Origin of the sequence: Aureimonas frigidaquae (genome assembly GCF_001463905.1) — a bacterium.
GTDB classification, from domain to species: domain Bacteria; phylum Pseudomonadota; class Alphaproteobacteria; order Rhizobiales; family Rhizobiaceae; genus Aureimonas; species Aureimonas frigidaquae.
The window spans coordinates 108,648-124,061 of sequence record NZ_BBWR01000002.1; the positions used below are offsets into that span (position 1 = coordinate 108,648).

At 66.3% G+C, this 15,414-nt stretch carries 14 protein-coding genes; 4 read left to right on the top strand and 10 right to left on the bottom strand.

Annotated features, from left to right (window positions below; genetic code table 11):
• Positions 1-10: 10 nt before the first annotated feature.
• Both AUL30_RS00535 and AUL30_RS00540 read right to left on the bottom strand, forming a co-directional pair.
• Complete coding sequence (locus AUL30_RS00535; RefSeq protein ID WP_062225745.1) at positions 11-505, bottom strand: hypothetical protein; 495 nt, start codon at positions 503-505, stop codon at positions 11-13.
• Positions 506-533: 28 nt separating this feature from the next.
• Complete coding sequence (locus AUL30_RS00540) at positions 534-1,127, bottom strand: HdeD family acid-resistance protein (RefSeq protein WP_062225748.1); 594 nt, start codon at positions 1,125-1,127, stop codon at positions 534-536.
• Between the two features lie 166 nt (positions 1,128-1,293).
• On the opposite strand from AUL30_RS00540, the gene AUL30_RS00545 reads away from it, so the two are divergent.
• The 4 genes from AUL30_RS00545 (at position 1,294) to AUL30_RS00560 (ending at position 7,032) form a co-directional block, all read left to right on the top strand.
• Positions 1,294-2,757 carry a metal-dependent hydrolase family protein gene (locus AUL30_RS00545; protein ID WP_244490663.1) on the top strand — a complete coding sequence of 488 codons (1,464 nt, stop codon included), beginning with the start codon at positions 1,294-1,296 and terminating at the stop codon, positions 2,755-2,757.
• Positions 2,758-2,759: 2 nt separating this feature from the next.
• Complete coding sequence (gene clcA, locus AUL30_RS00550) at positions 2,760-4,166, top strand: H(+)/Cl(-) exchange transporter ClcA (protein WP_083507578.1); 1,407 nt, start codon at positions 2,760-2,762, stop codon at positions 4,164-4,166.
• A 131-nt stretch (positions 4,167-4,297) separates the two neighbouring features.
• A complete protein-coding gene (locus AUL30_RS00555) occupies positions 4,298-5,401 on the top strand; it encodes a serine hydrolase domain-containing protein (protein WP_062225750.1) in 1,104 nt (367 codons plus the stop codon).
• Positions 5,402-5,412: 11 nt separating this feature from the next.
• Positions 5,413-7,032, top strand: a complete 1,620-nt coding sequence (locus AUL30_RS00560) for a tannase/feruloyl esterase family alpha/beta hydrolase (protein ID WP_062225753.1) — start codon at positions 5,413-5,415, stop codon at positions 7,030-7,032.
• A 40-nt stretch (positions 7,033-7,072) separates the two neighbouring features.
• Here AUL30_RS00560 and AUL30_RS00565 read toward each other — a convergent pair whose 3' ends face one another.
• The 8 genes from AUL30_RS00565 to AUL30_RS00600 form a co-directional block, all read right to left on the bottom strand.
• Positions 7,073-7,849: a hydroxypyruvate isomerase family protein gene (locus AUL30_RS00565; RefSeq protein WP_062226473.1), complete on the bottom strand. Its 777-nt coding sequence runs from the start codon at positions 7,847-7,849 to the stop codon at positions 7,073-7,075.
• 44 nt (positions 7,850-7,893) lie between these two features.
• Positions 7,894-8,970 carry an Ldh family oxidoreductase gene (locus AUL30_RS00570; RefSeq protein WP_244490664.1) on the bottom strand — a complete coding sequence of 359 codons (1,077 nt, stop codon included), beginning with the start codon at positions 8,968-8,970 and terminating at the stop codon, positions 7,894-7,896.
• A 58-nt stretch (positions 8,971-9,028) separates the two neighbouring features.
• Positions 9,029-10,537 (bottom strand): tripartite tricarboxylate transporter permease, encoded by a 1,509-nt coding sequence (locus AUL30_RS00575; protein ID WP_062225755.1) that lies wholly within the window; start codon positions 10,535-10,537, stop codon positions 9,029-9,031.
• Positions 10,538-10,585: 48 nt separating this feature from the next.
• Entirely contained in the window at positions 10,586-11,083 is a 498-nt protein-coding gene (locus AUL30_RS00580; protein WP_062225757.1) for a tripartite tricarboxylate transporter TctB family protein, read from the bottom strand.
• A 25-nt stretch (positions 11,084-11,108) separates the two neighbouring features.
• On the bottom strand, positions 11,109-12,095 hold the full coding sequence (locus AUL30_RS00585; protein ID WP_062225760.1) for a Bug family tripartite tricarboxylate transporter substrate binding protein: 987 nt from the start codon (positions 12,093-12,095) through the stop codon (positions 11,109-11,111).
• 171 nt (positions 12,096-12,266) lie between these two features.
• Positions 12,267-12,671, bottom strand: coding sequence for a cupin domain-containing protein (locus AUL30_RS00590; RefSeq protein ID WP_062225762.1), 405 nt, complete (start codon positions 12,669-12,671; stop codon positions 12,267-12,269).
• Positions 12,668-14,083 (bottom strand): NAD-dependent succinate-semialdehyde dehydrogenase, encoded by a 1,416-nt coding sequence (locus AUL30_RS00595; protein WP_062225764.1) that lies wholly within the window; start codon positions 14,081-14,083, stop codon positions 12,668-12,670. The genes AUL30_RS00590 and AUL30_RS00595 overlap by 4 nt, the downstream gene beginning before the upstream one ends.
• A gap of 23 nt (positions 14,084-14,106) precedes the next feature.
• Positions 14,107-15,192, bottom strand: a complete 1,086-nt coding sequence (locus tag AUL30_RS00600; RefSeq protein WP_062226475.1) for an isocitrate/isopropylmalate dehydrogenase family protein — start codon at positions 15,190-15,192, stop codon at positions 14,107-14,109.
• Positions 15,193-15,414: the final 222 nt, after the last annotated feature.

The window sequence follows — 15,414 nt, forward strand, 5'->3', positions numbered from 1 at the left end:
GCGAAACCCGTCAGTCGAGCGCAATCTCGACGATATCGCGCACCCAGTCCTGCGGCGTCACGCCTGCCTCTGCGGCTTTGGCGGTGATCGTGTCCATGGTCTGCGGCGCGAAGGGGACGTCGAGTATGATGGTTTCCGCACTGTCCACGCCATAGACGACGCGGGTGATCCGGGCCGCGAAGCTGCGGACGGCCTGCGTCTTCTGCGCATCGTCAAGGCTCGCCTCTGCGGCGACGACCGGGCAATAGGCCGAAACGAGATTGTCCACCACGACGGCGGAGGGAACGCCCTGCAGGCTCAGGCTCTCCACCGCCGTGACGAGCGCGCCCGCATCGCCGAAGGATTGCGGCGACGGCAGCGTCTTTTCGATGGCAGCCGAACGGGCATCGTCGAGCGGAGCGGCGGGGCAGGAGAATGCCGCCTGCGCTGCGGCCGGCCCGGCCAGCAGCGTCAGCGCCAGGATGGTGCCGGTCATGACGGGAAAGGCGTGAGGAAGGCGTGCCATGCTTGAGATTTCCCCTATGGAGCGAAGGTCAGCGGATGCGCTGTGCGTTGCGTGCGCCAATGGCGGCGAAGAACAGGCTGACGCCGCTGAACAGGAGCGACACGCCCAGATACATCCCGATCGCCCATACGGCCGTTCCGGGCAGCCCGATGACCAGAATGGCCGCCAGGAGAAGGTTGATGACCGCCGACAGGATCAGGCCGCCCTTGCCACCTTCCCGCAGGTGGCCGGCAAGCTGGAACTGGAACACGGCCGTCAGAACGAAGTAGACCCCCATCATCCAGGTCAGCGTCACCGCGCCGGCGAAGGGATCGTAGACGATCACCGCGCCCAGGAGCACGGCGAGCACGGACAAGGCGAAGCTGGACCAGAAGCCGGAATGGCCGAAGGCCTGGAAGGACGCCGCCCCACCGATGACCCCGCCGATGATGAGGAGCCAGCCGAAGAAGAGGGTGGAAGCCAGCGTCGCGGCGAGCGGAGCGGCAATGGCGCAGATACCGAGGATCGTTAGAACGGCCCCCTGGAAGGCATAGGCCTTCCAATGATTCGCGAGGCGGGATCGCAACTGTTCGTTGATTGCGCCCGGGGCGATTCCGCGGCCCTTGCCGGACTCTGTGCTCATGGCGCCCCTCCTGGCGTGTCCATCATCGTTCGCGGCCAGAGTGTCACCAAACGGCCTTGGGCCATAGCTGTAAAACAACGGTTTGAAAGAATTATTTCCTGCCTTGTTGGAAGGTCAGAAAGGCTCGGCTACTACTGGATCGCGCCATTGCCGAGGATGAGGGCCGATGATGAAGCCGCGCCTGTCGGGCCGTTACCAGGAGCACATCCAAAACCATGGGTTGGGCTCTTGTCCGTGCCACGGTCCGATGGCGCTCCGGGTCTTCCGCGTCATGGAGGAAGGGCTTTCGCGGCGCGGGCTCCTGAAAGCATCGCTCGGTGCGGCCGCGCTGGTGATGGGCGGCGCACCCGGCCGGGCGGCCGCGCAGGACCGGCCACGCCTGCGGCTTTCGGGGGCGCGCATCTTCGACGGGCGAGCCGCCGGGCTGATCGAAGGGCGCGACATCCTGATCGAAGGCGGGCGCATCGCCGGGCTGATTGCGCAGGACGAGATCGTATCCGATGCACAGCGGATCGACTGCTCGGGCAAGGTCATCATGCCCGGCATGATCGATGCGCATTGGCACTGTTTCCTGGCCGCCTTGCCCAATGCCGTCGCCATGACAGCCGATGCCGGCTATCTGCACCTCCTGGCCGCGCAGGAGGCCGGCGCCACGCTGGCGCGCGGTTTTACCACGGTGCGCGATGTCGGCGGGCCGTCCTTCGCGCTGAAGCGCGCCGTGGACGAGGGCATGCTGCCGGGGCCGCGCATCTATCCGTCCGGGGCGATGATTTCGCAGACCTCGGGCCATGGCGATTTTCGCCTGCGCTTCGACGGGCCGCAGACGGCCATGTCGCCACTCAGCCCGGCCGAGGATGTCGGCATCTCCATCATTTCCGATGGTGTGCCGGACATTCTGCGCCGCACGCGCGAGCAGCTCCTGCAGGGCGCAAGCCAGATCAAGATCATGGTCGGCGGGGGCGTCTCGTCACGCTTCGACCCGCTGGATTCCATCCAGTTCACGCCGGACGAGATCGCGGCTGCCGTCCAGGCCGCGGCCGATTGGGGCACCTATGTCTGCGCCCATGTCTATACGGCGCCGGGCATTCTGCGCGCCCTGTCGGCGGGTGTGCGCAGCATCGAGCACGGGCAGCTCGCCGATGCGGAGGCCGCACGGCGCATGGCCGATGCCGGCGCCTGGTGGAGTTTGCAGCCCTTCCTGGCCGATGAGGATGCCAACCCGCAGGCCGGAGCGCTGGCGCAGGCGCAGCAGCGCGAGATCGCGGAGGGAACGGTGCGCGCCTTCGAACTGGCGCAGCGCTTCGCCGTCAAGACGGCCGTCGGGACGGATATCCTGTTCAGCCCCGCCAAGGTCGCCACGCAGGGCCGCCAGATCGCCAAGATCGCGCGCTTCATGTCCCCCGTGGATGTGCTGCGCCTGGTGACATCCGCCAACGGCGAACTCGTGGCCATGTCCGGCGCCCGCAATCCCTATCCGGCTCCGCTCGGCGTGATCGAGGCCGGAGCCCTGGCCGACATGATCGCGCTCGAGGGCAACCCGATCGACGATATCGCCCTGATCGGACAGCCCGACAGGATGGCGCTGATCGTCAAGGACGGTGTCGTCTGCAAGAACACCATCGACGCCTGAGCATGACCCTGCCGGATGCGCCGACCGATCCCTCTGCGACCCAAGGCGTGACACCTGTCACGCGGCGCAGGGCCGATATCGGGCAGCCGGGCAGCCGGCGCGCGGAAGCTGCCTATGTGGCACTGGCGGCGCTTGTCGGGCTTCTGGCCGGGGCGGTCGGGTCGGCCTTCCACCGCGTTATCGACATGCTCGCTGCATGGCCTGATATGCTGCGCAGGGTGATGGACGGGCCGGCCTTTCCGGTCGCCTACAGCCTCATGACCATGCTGGTGACGGTCGGCGTCGTCGCGCTGGTGCGCCGCATCGCGCCGGAAGCCGCCGGCAGCGGTGTGCAGGAGATCGAGGGCGCCATGGAGGGCTTGCGGACGGTCCGCGGCGCGCGTGTCCTGCCGGTCAAGTTTCTGGGCGGCGCGGCCGCCATCGGTTCCGGCCTGGTGCTGGGCCGGGAAGGGCCCACCATCCATATCGGCGCCGCGCTGGCGGCACTCCTGTCCCGTTCCCCCCGCCTGCATGAAACGGAACGGCGGGGTCTCCTGGCAGCCGGGGCGGCCGCCGGGCTGGCCTGTGCCTTCAATGCCCCCATCGCGGCGATCCTCTTCGTCATCGAAGAAACGCACCGCCAGTTCCCTTATACCTACCGGACCTACATGGGCGTGATTGCGGCGGCCTTCTGCGCCACCGTCGTGACCGAGGTCATCGGCGGCACTGCGCCGGACCTGACCGTGATCGTGCCCACGGCGCCGCTCGCCACGCTGCCCCTGTTCCTGCTGATGGGATGTATTCTCGGCGCAGTCGGCGTTCTCCTGAATGCTGCCATCCTGTCGGCCGTCCGTTTTGCGGCGGCCGCGCAGGCGAGGGTGCCTTACGCCTATCCGGCCTGTGTTGGGCTGGCGGTGGGGGTGCTTCTGGCCAGCGTTCCGCAGGCCGTCACGGGGGGCGAGGGCCTGATCGTCGACATTCTGCATCGCCAGCCCGCCATCGGCGTGCTCCTGGCATTGGCGCTGGCCCGCTTCTGCACGACGGTGGCGAGCTATTCGACCGGTGTCCCGGGCGGCATCTTCGCACCCATCCTCGCGCTCGCCGTCTGCATCGGCCTTGCCTTCGGCGCGGCGGTGTCCTTTTTCTGGCCCCAGCCGGACGCGCTGCCTGCTGCCTTCGCCATCGCGGCCATGGGGGGCCTCTTCACGGCATCCGTGCGTGCGCCGGTCGTCGGCGTCGTCCTGACGCTCGAGCTGACAGGGTCCTACGCGCTCGCTCTGCCGCTGATCGCCACCTGCCTTGCCGCCAATCTTGCAGCACGTGCGCTTGGCGGGCGCCCGATCTACGAGGAGCTTCTGGACCGGACGCTCGCCATGGCCGGCATCGTCCCGCGCAAACCAGCAGCGGACCGGGATACCGGCCTCGCCTGACCGCGAAGCCCTCTTTCCACACCCTGCGATTGTTGCGTACCGCGCAACCATTCGCCAGAAAATTGCATTTATCGCAAGGCTGATAGTATGGCAACGTTACCATCCTGACTGCAGACCGGGAGGATGAATGCATGTTGGATTGTAACCTGTCGAAACGCGCGCTTCTGACGGGCGCCTGCCTTGGCGCCGCATCGGTGGGGCTGGCCTCGATCATGGGTGGTCGGGCCTTCGCGCAAGCGGCGCCCGGCAAGGGCGCATCGCGCATGGCAGTTGCCGATAGCGGACGTTTCGACGCCGATGGGCTCATCACCATGGAGCGGGGCCTCTATGCGCTGCCCACGACCTCACTTCTGATCTATGACGGGGATCGGCTGGCCTACCAATACGGCAATGGCAGCGATGTGAGTTACCTCGCATCGGCGCGCAAGAGCATCCTGTCGATGCTCTACGGCAAATATGTCGAGGACGGCACAATCGACCTCGATGCGACGCTGGCGCAGCTGGACATCCAGGACAATGAGACCTTGAGCGATGCGGAGCGCGAGGCGACCGTTCGCGACCTCCTGTCGTCGAGCTCCGGCGTATACCACCCTGCGGGAAGTCCGGGCGGGAACGACAATAATCCGCCGCGCGGCAGCCAGCGGCATGGCGCCTATTTTCAGTACAATAACTGGGACTTCAACGTGCTCGGCGCCATCTTCGAGCAGCGCACGGGCAAGACGATCTTCCAGGCCCTGCAGGAGGATCTGGCCGAACCGCTCGGCTTCGAGGATTTCGATCCGCAACGGCAGAAGATGCTCGGCTATGGCGACCGTTCCCGCTTCCTCGCCTATCACATGTTCCTGTCCGGCCGCGACATGGGCAAGCTCGGCCAGCTTATGCTGCAGAATGGGCGCTGGCAGGGCCGGCAGATCGTGCCGTCACAATGGGTCGAAGAAAGCACGCGCCCACGCTTCACCGCGCAGGAAACGCGCGACAATAGCGGCTATGCCTATCTGTGGTGGGTTCCGGAACGCGAGGGTGCGGCCTGGGAAGGCGCTTACTACGCCAATGGCAATCTGGGCCAGTACATCCTCTGCCTGCCGGCCATCGATACGGTGATCGTCCATCGCCGCGCCGTCACCGACCAATATGCCATGGCCCGCAATTTCGGAGAGACGGATTACCTTCCGGAGGGTGTGAAGGTCCCGGCCTTCCTCGACATCGCCGATGCCGTCATTGCTAGCGCGCGTTGAGGATCGATCCCATGACCAACCGTATCTTCGCAATGGTCGCGGGAGGCCTCCTGGCCTCCGTATGCACGCCGGCCCTGTCCGCTTCGCTCGATGAGGCAGCTTGCACGGCGCTCTCCGGCACCATCATCCCCGCAGGCGCCATCTCGCTTGCAAGCGGGGATGGACGGGTGGACGGCGCGCAATGGTCGCAAGGGCCGTCTAGCGGCAGTTTTTGCCGGGTCTCCGGCACCATCGCGCCGGTCGATCCGGACGCGCCGCCCATCGGCTGGCAGGTCAACCTCCCATCCACCTGGAATGGTCGGCTCCTGCAATATGGCGGGGGCGGCTACAATGGCATCCTGCCGGACACGACGGGGCCATCCATCCATGGGCCGCTGGATGGACCGGTGCCGCTGGAGCAGGGCTATGTAACCTTCGGCTCCGACAGTGGCCACACCGCCCGCAACACCAACGATGCCTCTTTCGCGGCCAATGACGAGGCCCTGGCCAACTACGCCTATATGCACATCAAGAAGACGCTCGATGTCGCGACCGCGCTGGTGCACCGCGCCTATGATGCGCGGCCGAAAGCCGTCTATTTCACCGGCGGATCGACCGGCGGGCGGGAGGGGCTGACGGCGGCGCTGCGCTGGCCCGATGCCTATGACGGCATCGTCTCCTACTATCCGACGGCCAGCTTCGTCGGGCTGCGACTCTGGGGCGCGGCCTTGAACCGGGCCATCTACGACGAAGGGTCGGCGGGCTGGATCGCGCCGGATCTCGTCAAGGCGATCGCCGCCCATGCACGGGAAGCCTGCGACGGGCTGGACGGAGCGAAGGATGGGCTTGTCGCCAATGTGGAGGCATGCCGGGACCGCGCCCCGCAGGTGATCGAGCACTTCGCCTGCAAGGATGGCGCGGCGGCCGGCACCTGCCTGACGCCGGTGCAGATCGAGCGGACGATCAAGGTCTATCACGACGGGTACAGCCTGCCGTACGATTTGGCCAACGGCTTCGACCGCTACCACGGCTACAACATACTGGAAGGCGTGGAGATGAACCTGGGGACGCAGGCCGCTTATGCGGAACCGGTCGTATCCGGGCCGAACGCCCATCATGCAGCCCGGGCCTATGAATTCTTCCAGCATTTCATCGGCCGCGACGGCAAGCTCGACTATCGCAGCTTCGACATTGCCGATCCCGGACCTTACCGCGAACGGCTCCTGGAAATATCGGCCATGGCCGATGCCAACGATCCTGACCTGTCGGCCTTTGCCGCCAAGGGCGGCAAGATCATCCTGGTCCAGGGGTCGGAGGATCCGAGCGTTTCACCGCTCGGCACGGCAGCCTATTACGAGGCCGTGCGGGAGATGATGGGAGCCGACGCGACGGCGAGTTTCATGCGCTTCTACATGCTGCCGGGGCTTGCCCACGCCAAGGGCAACTTCGCTCCGGCCTGGGACAGCCTGTCGGCGCTGGACAACTGGGTCGTCAACGGCGTGGCGCCCACCGGCTATGTGGCCACCGACACGACGCCAAGCCAGACCCGCGGGCGCACGCTGCCCGTCTGCGACTACCCGCAATGGCCGCGCTATGACGGCAGCGGCGACATGCGCGATGCATCAAGCTTCTCCTGCACCACGGGCGAGTGATTGCGACGGCCAGGCAGGGGGCACTACCCTGCCTGGCCGTTCACCCAAAGCGTTCGCGCCAGCCAAGACCTGCGGCGGTATCTCCTGCCGGAACATATTCCAGGCCGATCGATCCCGCATAGCCGCCTGCGTCCAAAGCGCGGAACAAGGATTGAAAATCGAAACGGCCGGACCCCGGTTCGTGGCGCCCCGGATGGTCCGCAATATGCACATGCGAGATCAGGCCATGGTGTTTCCGGACGAAGGCGATCGGGTCGACGCCTGCATTGGTGGCGTGGAAAGCATCGAAGAGAAGCGAAAGGTTCGGCGCGCCGACAGCGTCGAGCGCTCGAAGAGCAATGTCCGGGTGATCGACAAGATAGCCGGAAATGGTCGCCGCCCCGATCGGCTCGATCAGGACGGGAATGCCCGCATCCGCCCCCGCGGCGGAGGCGAAACGTAGGTTCGAGACGTAGGTCGACCAGACTGTGTCGAACGCGACGCCCGCAGGCGTCAGCCCGGACATGACATGGACGTAGCGGCTGCCGACAGCCTTGGCATAGGCGAGCCCCGTCGCGACACCCTCGCGGAACTCCGCCTCGCGGCCCGGAAGGCAGGCGATGCCTTTCTCTCCACGGGCGGGATCGCCCGCCGGAAGGGCCATCTGCACGAAGTTCAAGCCGTGCTCGCGGCACAGCCCAGCGATCCGTTCGGCCGCGATACTATAGGGGCCGGGATGCTCGACATCCCGGAAACCGCATGCGGCCGCAGCGGCAAAGCGGTCCTCCAACGCGTGTTCGGTAAACATGTATCCAAGATGGGCACTGTAGCGTCGCACCGGGCGCGTTCCCTGCTGTTGGGCCGTTGTGGAAAGGGGGGTGGTCAGAGCGTCCATTGCGGCGGCGCCTTGCATCCCGTTTCGGCGGCAAGTTTCAGAAGGTCGAGGATGGTGTCGGCGGGAAGCGTCAGGCCATCGCGTCGGTTGGCGGCTTCGTTGCGGGCCTCCAACTCACCGGGATAGACGATTTCCTCCACCCCGCGGGCCAGGGCTACGCCCTTCAGCTCGGCGATGTAATCGTCCATCCGCTGCTCGAATTCGGCCAAAGGCTGGAAGGCTTCGATGTTCAGCGCAAGCATGAGGTGGCCTGTCCCGCCGCGACGCTCTGCCTGGTACGGGCCGGTCACGGCCTTGCCGAAGCTCGATCCGGTCAGAACGCCCGACAGCATGTCCATGGCCGCCGCAATGGCGTATCCCTTGTGACCGGCCATCGGCATGGTGATGCCGCCAAGGGCGGCGACGGCATCCGTCGTCGGCGCGCCGTCTGCATCGATGGCCCAACCCTCCGGGATGGGCAGGCCCTTCTGGCGCGCCAGGTAGATCTTGCCGCGGGCCACTGCCGTATTGGCGATATCGAGCACGAAGGGCGGGTTCGTTCCGGCAGGTGCTGCCCAGGACCACGGATTGGTGCCAACGGCCTTTTCCCGGCCGCCCCATGGGGCCATGGCCGGGCTGGCATTCGTCGACAGGAAGCCGATGCATCCCCGGGCGGCGGCCATCAGGGTAAAATACATGGCCGTGCCGAAGTGGTTGGAGTTGCGCACGGCCACCGCCCCGATCCCATGTGCCTTGGCACGCGCGATCGCCTCTTCTGCCGCGCGGGCGGCCAGGACCTGGCCCATGCCGTCGTGCCCATCGATCACCGCCACAGCGCCGCCATCGACGACGAGTTCGGGCTGCGCCTGCGCTGCGACCACGCCCGAGCGAATTCGGGCGACATACCAGGGCAGGCGCATCACCCCATGGGACTGGTGCCCCCAAAGGTCCGCCTGGACTAGCGTGTCGGCCGCCAGTTCCGCGTCCCTGCGCGGCAGGCCGACCGCTTCATAGACGGCGCCCGAAAAGGCCAGAAGGTCCTCTGCGGCAACCCGCGCCGGGGCGATCGGTTCTCTCAAAGCCAACTCGGCCTCCCTTTCTGGTGCCGCTTTCGTACGGACGAACGACATCGGGTTCATGGTCTCATGCATGCGGCCGGGCCTCCTGCGCTGTGTGCGAGCGCCGCCGCAACAGGACGGGCACCGCCACCAGAAGGACCGCCAGCACCAGGAGCGACAGAGCAATCGGCTGCGTGACGAAGACGCTCATGTCGCCCTGGCTGATGGTCAGCGCCCGACGGAACTGCTGCTCGGCGAGCGGGCCGAGGATGAGGCCGACGATGCAGGGGGCGATCGGCACGTCCACCACCCGCATGCCGAACCCGACCAGGCCGACGACCAGGAGGATCACCACATCGACGATGTTGTTGTTGAGCGTGTAGGCGCCCATGCAGGCGACGAGGAGGATGCCGCCATAGAGCCAGGGGCGCGGGACCTTCAACAGCTTCACCCAGACCGGCGCCATCGGCAGGTTGAGCACGAGCAACATGAGGTTGCCGATATAGAGGCTGGCGATCAGGCCCCAGACAAGCTGCGGATTGTTGTCGAACAGGAGCGGCCCCGGCTGCAGGCCGTATTGCTGGAAGGCGGCCAGCAGAATGGCTGCGGTTGCCGAAGTCGGCAGGCCGAGGGCGAGGAGTGGCGCCAGAACCCCGGCTGCCGACGCATTGTTGGCGGCTTCCGGCCCGGCAACGGCTTCGATGGCGCCATGCCCGAACTCTTCCGGGTGCTTGGAAAGCCGCTTTTCGGTCAGGTAGGACAGGAAGGTCGGGATTTCCGAGCCGCCGGCAGGCAGGGCGCCGATCGGGAAGCCGATCGCCGTGCCGCGAAGCCACGGCTTCCAGGAGCGGCGCCAGTCCTCCCGGCTCATCCAGCGCGAGCCCTCCATCTTGAAAAGCTCTTCGGACTCGAAGCGATGCCGGGCGGCGGTGTACATGGTTTCGCCCACGGCAAAGAGCCCGACTGCCACGACGACGACGTCGATACCGTCGAGAAGCTCGGGGATGCCGAGCGTCATGCGGGTCTGCCCGGTCTGGAGGTCGATGCCCACCAGGCCGACCGCAAGGCCGAGAAGCAGGCTGGCCAGTCCGCGTGGAAGCGACGAGCCGAGCAGCGCGGTGACTGTCGTCAGCGCCAGGATCATCAACGCGAAATACTCCGCCGGGCCGAACAGAAGCGCCAGCCGGACCATGAGCGGAGCGACGAAGGTGAGCGCCAGCGTAGCGATCGTCCCGGCGATGAAGGAGCCGATGGCGGCCGTCGCCAGCGCCTGGGCGCCGCGGCCCTTGCGGGCCATGGCGTGTCCGTCCAGCGCCGTTACGATGGAGGCGGATTCGCCGGGCGTGTTCAGAAGGATCGACGTCGTCGAGCCGCCATACATGGCGCCGTAGTAGATCCCGGCAAACATGATGAAGGCGCTGGTCGGATCGAGATTATAGGTCACCGGCAGGAGGAGGGCGACGGTCAGGGCAGGGCCGATGCCCGGCAGGACGCCGATCGCCGTACCGAGCGTCACGCCGACGGCGGACCAGAACAGGTTGATCGGGGTCAGGGCGACAAGGAAGCCGTCCCCAAGGGCTGCAAGCGTGTTCATGATGTCACCTGGCTTTGAAGGGGGCGGCCGTGGACGAGGGAAGCGGCATCACAGCTCGTCTTCCACCGGATCGACGATGTTTTCGATGAGGGAGCCGAGCGGCAGGTCGAGGCTCAGGCCGTAGTCGAAGACAAGGTAGGTCAGGCCCGTCAGCCCAAGTCCGATCAGGATGTTGAGGGCGGTGCGCCGGCTGCCGAAGGCGCGCGCGCCGGCGACGAACAGCATCGTCCCCGTGACGATCCAGCCGAGCGTTTCCAGAAGGAAGATCATGGCAAGGAAGCCGAGCGCGATAATGGCGACGGGCGCAAAGTCGAGTTCGACACGCTGCTCTTCCGACGGGTGCCTGGCATAGGCCTCGTAGAGGAGCCAGGCGCCGACGGCGACGAGGCCGGCGGCGATGATGAAGGGGAAGAGCTTCGGCCCGCCCCCTCCGCCCGCAAAGCTCACGGGCATCCGGATGGTCTCGACCGTCACGAAGACGCCGAGGACGAGGACGGCCATGCCGAGAAGGAACTCGCCGATCCTGAACGCGCGGTCTGATGTCATCGCCGAGCTCCTCCCGTCTGTCGGCTTACTGGACGATGCCGGCTTCGCGCAGAGCGCCGCCGATCCGCTCCTGTTCCTCAGCCAGGAAGGCCTGGAACGCGTCGGCCGGGAGGTAGGTGTCCAGCCATCCGCGCCGCTTGAGCGCTTCCTGCCAGGCCGGCGTTTTGACCATCGCGTCGATTGCGGCCTTCAGGGCCTCCTTGTCCTTTGCGGGGGTTCGTGGATGCACCATCACGCCGCGCCAGTTGACGATGGCCAGATCAACACCGGCCTCCTTCAGCGTCGGAACGTCGACGCCCTCCATCCGCGTGTCGCCGGAAACGGCAAGGGCTCGCAGCTGGCCTGCCTCGACCTGCGAGCGGAACTCCTCGTAGCCGCTGACGCCCACCGTGGCGTGGCCGCCGAGCGTGGAGGCCAGGACCTCGCCACCGCCTGCATGCACCACGTAATTCACCTTGGTCGGGTCGACGCCGACGGTCTTGGCGATGAGCCCGACCATGACGTGATCGACGCCGCCGATGGAGCCGCCGGCCCAGGACACCGCGCCGGGGTTCTCCTTCAGCTTTGCCACGAGGTCGGCCATCGTCTTGATGTCCGAGTTTGCGGGAACGACGATGGCCTCGGCCTCACCCATGAGGCGGGCGACGGGCTCAACCTGGTCGAGCGTAACCTGCGACTTGGTCGTCAGGACGCCGCCGACCAGGGCAAAACCGATGATGAGGGCGTTCGGATGGCGCGGCCGCGCCGTCACGTATTGCGCAAGGCCCACCGTTCCGCCGCCACCGGGCGCGTTCTCGACCTCCACGCTGGTGGCGAGCTTGTCCTCCTGAAGGGCGGCCTGCATCGTGCGGGCAAGCTGGTCGTAGCCGCTGCCGGGGCTGCTGGGCGCCATGATGCGCAGGCCATCGATGGGCTTCAGGTCCTGCGCGAAAGCCGGTGCACCCGGCACAAGAGCCAGTGCGGCTGCGGCGGCCGCCAGCACGGCAAAGCGGCGTCGGTTGATCGTGGTCATGGTTCTTCCTCCCGTTTCGTCTGTCGGAACCCGCCGCGCGCGGTCGGGGTATGCGTGGCTGCGTCGGGCGAGGGGCGCGTGCGGGGCCGTCTGGGCGCGTATTCGCCGCCTCGCTCGGGGTTGGATGCCCGTGTCTTGCTGCCGGCGCCTCCCGCGCCGGCAGCCCTGCGCTCAGCGGCCGTGTTCTGCGTCGATGGTGCGTGTGTCGCCCGTCGCCACGATGGTGCGCGTCGCGTCGACATTGGCGTAGATCCAGAGGATCTTCATCGGCTCGGTATCGGACGCGTTGATGAAGCGGTGGGGCAGGTTGGCCGGAATGAAGGTCGTATCCTGCGCCTTCAGCCTGTGTTGCGCGCCGTCGATCTCGGCAATCGCATCGCCTTCGAGAAGCATCACGCTTTCCTCGCAATTGTGGCTGTGCACGGGGATCGCGGCGCCCGGCTCGAAGACGGTGATGCCGTTGATGAAGCTGGTCGTGCCCGAGGCGCGGTTGACGAGCGGAATGGTCCGCGCGCCACCGCCGCGCTCATGCGCCTTGATCTCGTCTGGTCGGAAGATGTGGGGCTGCTGGCTCATGAGGTCGTGTCCTTGCGGGGCTTGGTATCCGATGCCGGAGCGGCCTTCACGGGGCCGATCCAAAGCGTCTTGATGTTGGTGAATTCGCGGATGCCATGGGCACCGAGTTCCCGGCCGTAGCCCGAGCGCTTGATGCCGCCGAAGGGCAGGCGCGCATCCGACGCGACCATGCCGTTGATGAAGACGGCGCCCGCGTCGATCCGCCTGGCGTAGTGGCTGGCCTTCTCCACATCGCGCGTCCAGAGCGCGGCCCCGAGGCCGAACTCCGTGCGGTTCGCAAGGGCGATGGCATCTTCGGCGTCCTTCGCCCGCACGATCGCCGCGACGGGTCCGAAGGTCTCCTCGCAGAAGGCGACGAGGTCGGGCGTCACATTATCGATGACGGTCGGCTCATACCAGAAACCCGGCCCCTCGACCGGCTTGCCGCCCGTCTTGCAGGTGCCACCGGCTGCCAGCGTCCGCTCGACCTGGTCGTGCAGACCATCGCGCAGATTGGCGCGGGCCATGGGGCCGATATGGGTGTCGCGTTCGGTCGGATCGCCCACTTTCAGGGCCCGGACCCCGTCGACGAAGAGCGCGACGAAGCGGTCGGCAACGCTGTCCTCGACGATGAAGCGCTTGGCGTTCACGCAGGACTGGCCGACATTGATGTAGCGCGCCTTGACGGCAACCTTGGCGGCCTCCTCGATATCGGCGTCGGCAAGAACGATGAAGGGATCCGAGCCTCCCAGTTCGAGGACCTGCTTCTTCAACGCCTTACCGGCTTGCGCCGCGACGATGGCGCCGACCTCCGTGGAGCCGGTCAGGGTCACGGCGGCGATGCGCTCATCGGCGATGATCCCGGCGATCTTGTCGGTGCCGATCAGAAGGGTCGAGAACAGCCCGGCCGGGCAGCCGGCTTCCTCCATCGCGTCCTGGATCGCCAGGGCGCATTGCGGCACGTTGTTGGCGTGCTTCAGGACCGCACCGTTGCCGGCCGCGAAGGCCGGCGCGGCAAAGCGGAAGAACTGCCAGAACGGGTAGTTCCAGGGCATGATCGCCAGGACGACGCCGATCGGGTCGTAGACGATCGCACTGTGCGTGGCGTTGGAGGCGACGATTTCGTCCGCCAGGAAGCGCGGCGCCGCCTCCACGTAGAACTCGCAGGTCACGGCGCATTTCTCGATCTCGGCCTCTGCCTCGACGATGGGCTTGCCCATTTCCGCCGTGATCAGCGCGGCATATTTCGCCTTGTTGGTGCGCAGAACCCTGGCAAGCTCCGTCAGAAGGCCGACCCGCTCGCCGATGGGCCTGAAGCGCCAGATGGCCTGCGCTTCGCTGGCTGCGGCAAGCGCCGTGTCGATCTCTGCGTCACTCTGAAACCCGTAGCGTGCCAGCTCCTGGCCGGTCGCCGGATTGATGGATGTGATCATCTGTCGTGTCCTCGAAACATGCGTCAGGCGGTGCGGCGCTGAGGCGCGCGCGCGGCCAGGATGGCGCAGAGCCGGTCGGTGAAAGCGCGGGTGCCGAGCGTCCCGCCGACATCCGCCGTGCGCTGCGTGCGGTCGGCGAGGGCGTCCTCGACGCTGTCCTCGATCAGCGTAGCTGTCTGCAGGACACGCTCGTCGCCCACCCGCCGGCCATGCCAGGCAAGGAGCATGGCGGCCGAAAGGATCAGCGAAACGGGGTTCGCCTTGTCCTCATTCTGGATATCGGGGGCGGAGCCGTGCTGCGCCTGTGCGACGGCGATGGTGTCGCCTTCGTTCAGCGATCCGCCGAGGCCCAGGCTCCCCGACAGTTCGGATGCCTCGTCCGACAGGATGTCGCCGAACATATTGGTCGTCACGATCACGTCGAAGCTTTCCGGACGGCGGATCAGCAACGCCGCCGCCGCATCGACGATCAGCTCTTCCAGTTCGACGCCGGGATATTCGGCAGCGACCTTGCGGACTTCGCGCAGGAACAACCCGTCCGAGAGTTTGACGACGTTCGCCTTATGGACCGCAGTCACCTTGCGCCTGCGCTTTGCCGCGATCTCGAAAGCGGCGCGGGCGACACGCTGCGACGCCTTCGCCGTGATCTTGCGAATGGAGAAGGCAGAGTCCGCGTCCGGCATGAATTCGCCCGAACCGGCAAACATGTTGCGGTCGGAGTAGAAACCCTCGGTATTCTCGCGCACGATCACCAGATCCATCGGCGTGCGCAGAATGGACAGATCGGGGCGCGAGCGGCACGGGCGGATATTGGCGTAGAGCTCGAACTTGGTGCGCAGCTCGCCGGACGGGTTGATGCCGCCCTTGTCACGCGCCGGATAGTCGTAATGGGAGACGGGGCCGAGGATCACGCCATCGACCTGCGGTATCCGCTCCATCACGGATTGCGGCAGCGTCGTGCCTTGTTCGGCAAGGCTCTTCAACCCGATATCATGGCTCTCATACGTGATCTTCGCGCCTGTGACAGCGCAGGCCGCCTCAAGGACACGCAAACTCGCCTGGGTAATTTCCGGACCGATCCCGTCACCGGGAAGAACGATGATATGCATGCGGCGATGCTCCCGAAAAAGCGCGGTGGACGCAGCGATGCTGGGCATGACCGCCTCCCGATGGTCGTGGACGTCGCTGCTCCTCCCAGAGCATCGACGCCAAATTGATTGTCACATGATAATTTTTGTGACATGTCATTGAAAGCTACTTATGACAATATCGGACGGTGCGCAAGCCCTGTGGCGGAGCAACCTTCAAATCGGAAAGCGTGGTATAGAAGC

Bases quoted from the DNA above. Each gene is read 5' to 3' on its own strand.
- AUL30_RS00535 (WP_062225745.1), bottom strand. From the start codon at position 505: ATGGCACGCCTTCCTCACGCCTTTCCCGTCATGACCGGCACCATCCTG.
- AUL30_RS00540 (WP_062225748.1), bottom strand. From the start codon at position 1,127: ATGAGCACAGAGTCCGGCAAGGGCCGCGGAATCGCCCCGGGCGCAATC.
- AUL30_RS00545 (WP_244490663.1), top strand. From the start codon at position 1,294: ATGATGAAGCCGCGCCTGTCGGGCCGTTACCAGGAGCACATCCAAAAC.
- clcA (WP_083507578.1), top strand. From the start codon at position 2,760: ATGACCCTGCCGGATGCGCCGACCGATCCCTCTGCGACCCAAGGCGTG.
- AUL30_RS00555 (WP_062225750.1), top strand. From the start codon at position 4,298: ATGTTGGATTGTAACCTGTCGAAACGCGCGCTTCTGACGGGCGCCTGC.
- AUL30_RS00560 (WP_062225753.1), top strand. From the start codon at position 5,413: ATGACCAACCGTATCTTCGCAATGGTCGCGGGAGGCCTCCTGGCCTCC.
- AUL30_RS00575 (WP_062225755.1), bottom strand. From the start codon at position 10,537: ATGAACACGCTTGCAGCCCTTGGGGACGGCTTCCTTGTCGCCCTGACC.
- AUL30_RS00580 (WP_062225757.1), bottom strand. From the start codon at position 11,083: ATGACATCAGACCGCGCGTTCAGGATCGGCGAGTTCCTTCTCGGCATG.
- AUL30_RS00585 (WP_062225760.1), bottom strand. From the start codon at position 12,095: ATGACCACGATCAACCGACGCCGCTTTGCCGTGCTGGCGGCCGCCGCA.
- AUL30_RS00590 (WP_062225762.1), bottom strand. From the start codon at position 12,671: ATGAGCCAGCAGCCCCACATCTTCCGACCAGACGAGATCAAGGCGCAT.
- AUL30_RS00595 (WP_062225764.1), bottom strand. From the start codon at position 14,083: ATGATCACATCCATCAATCCGGCGACCGGCCAGGAGCTGGCACGCTAC.
- AUL30_RS00600 (WP_062226475.1), bottom strand. From the start codon at position 15,192: ATGCATATCATCGTTCTTCCCGGTGACGGGATCGGTCCGGAAATTACC.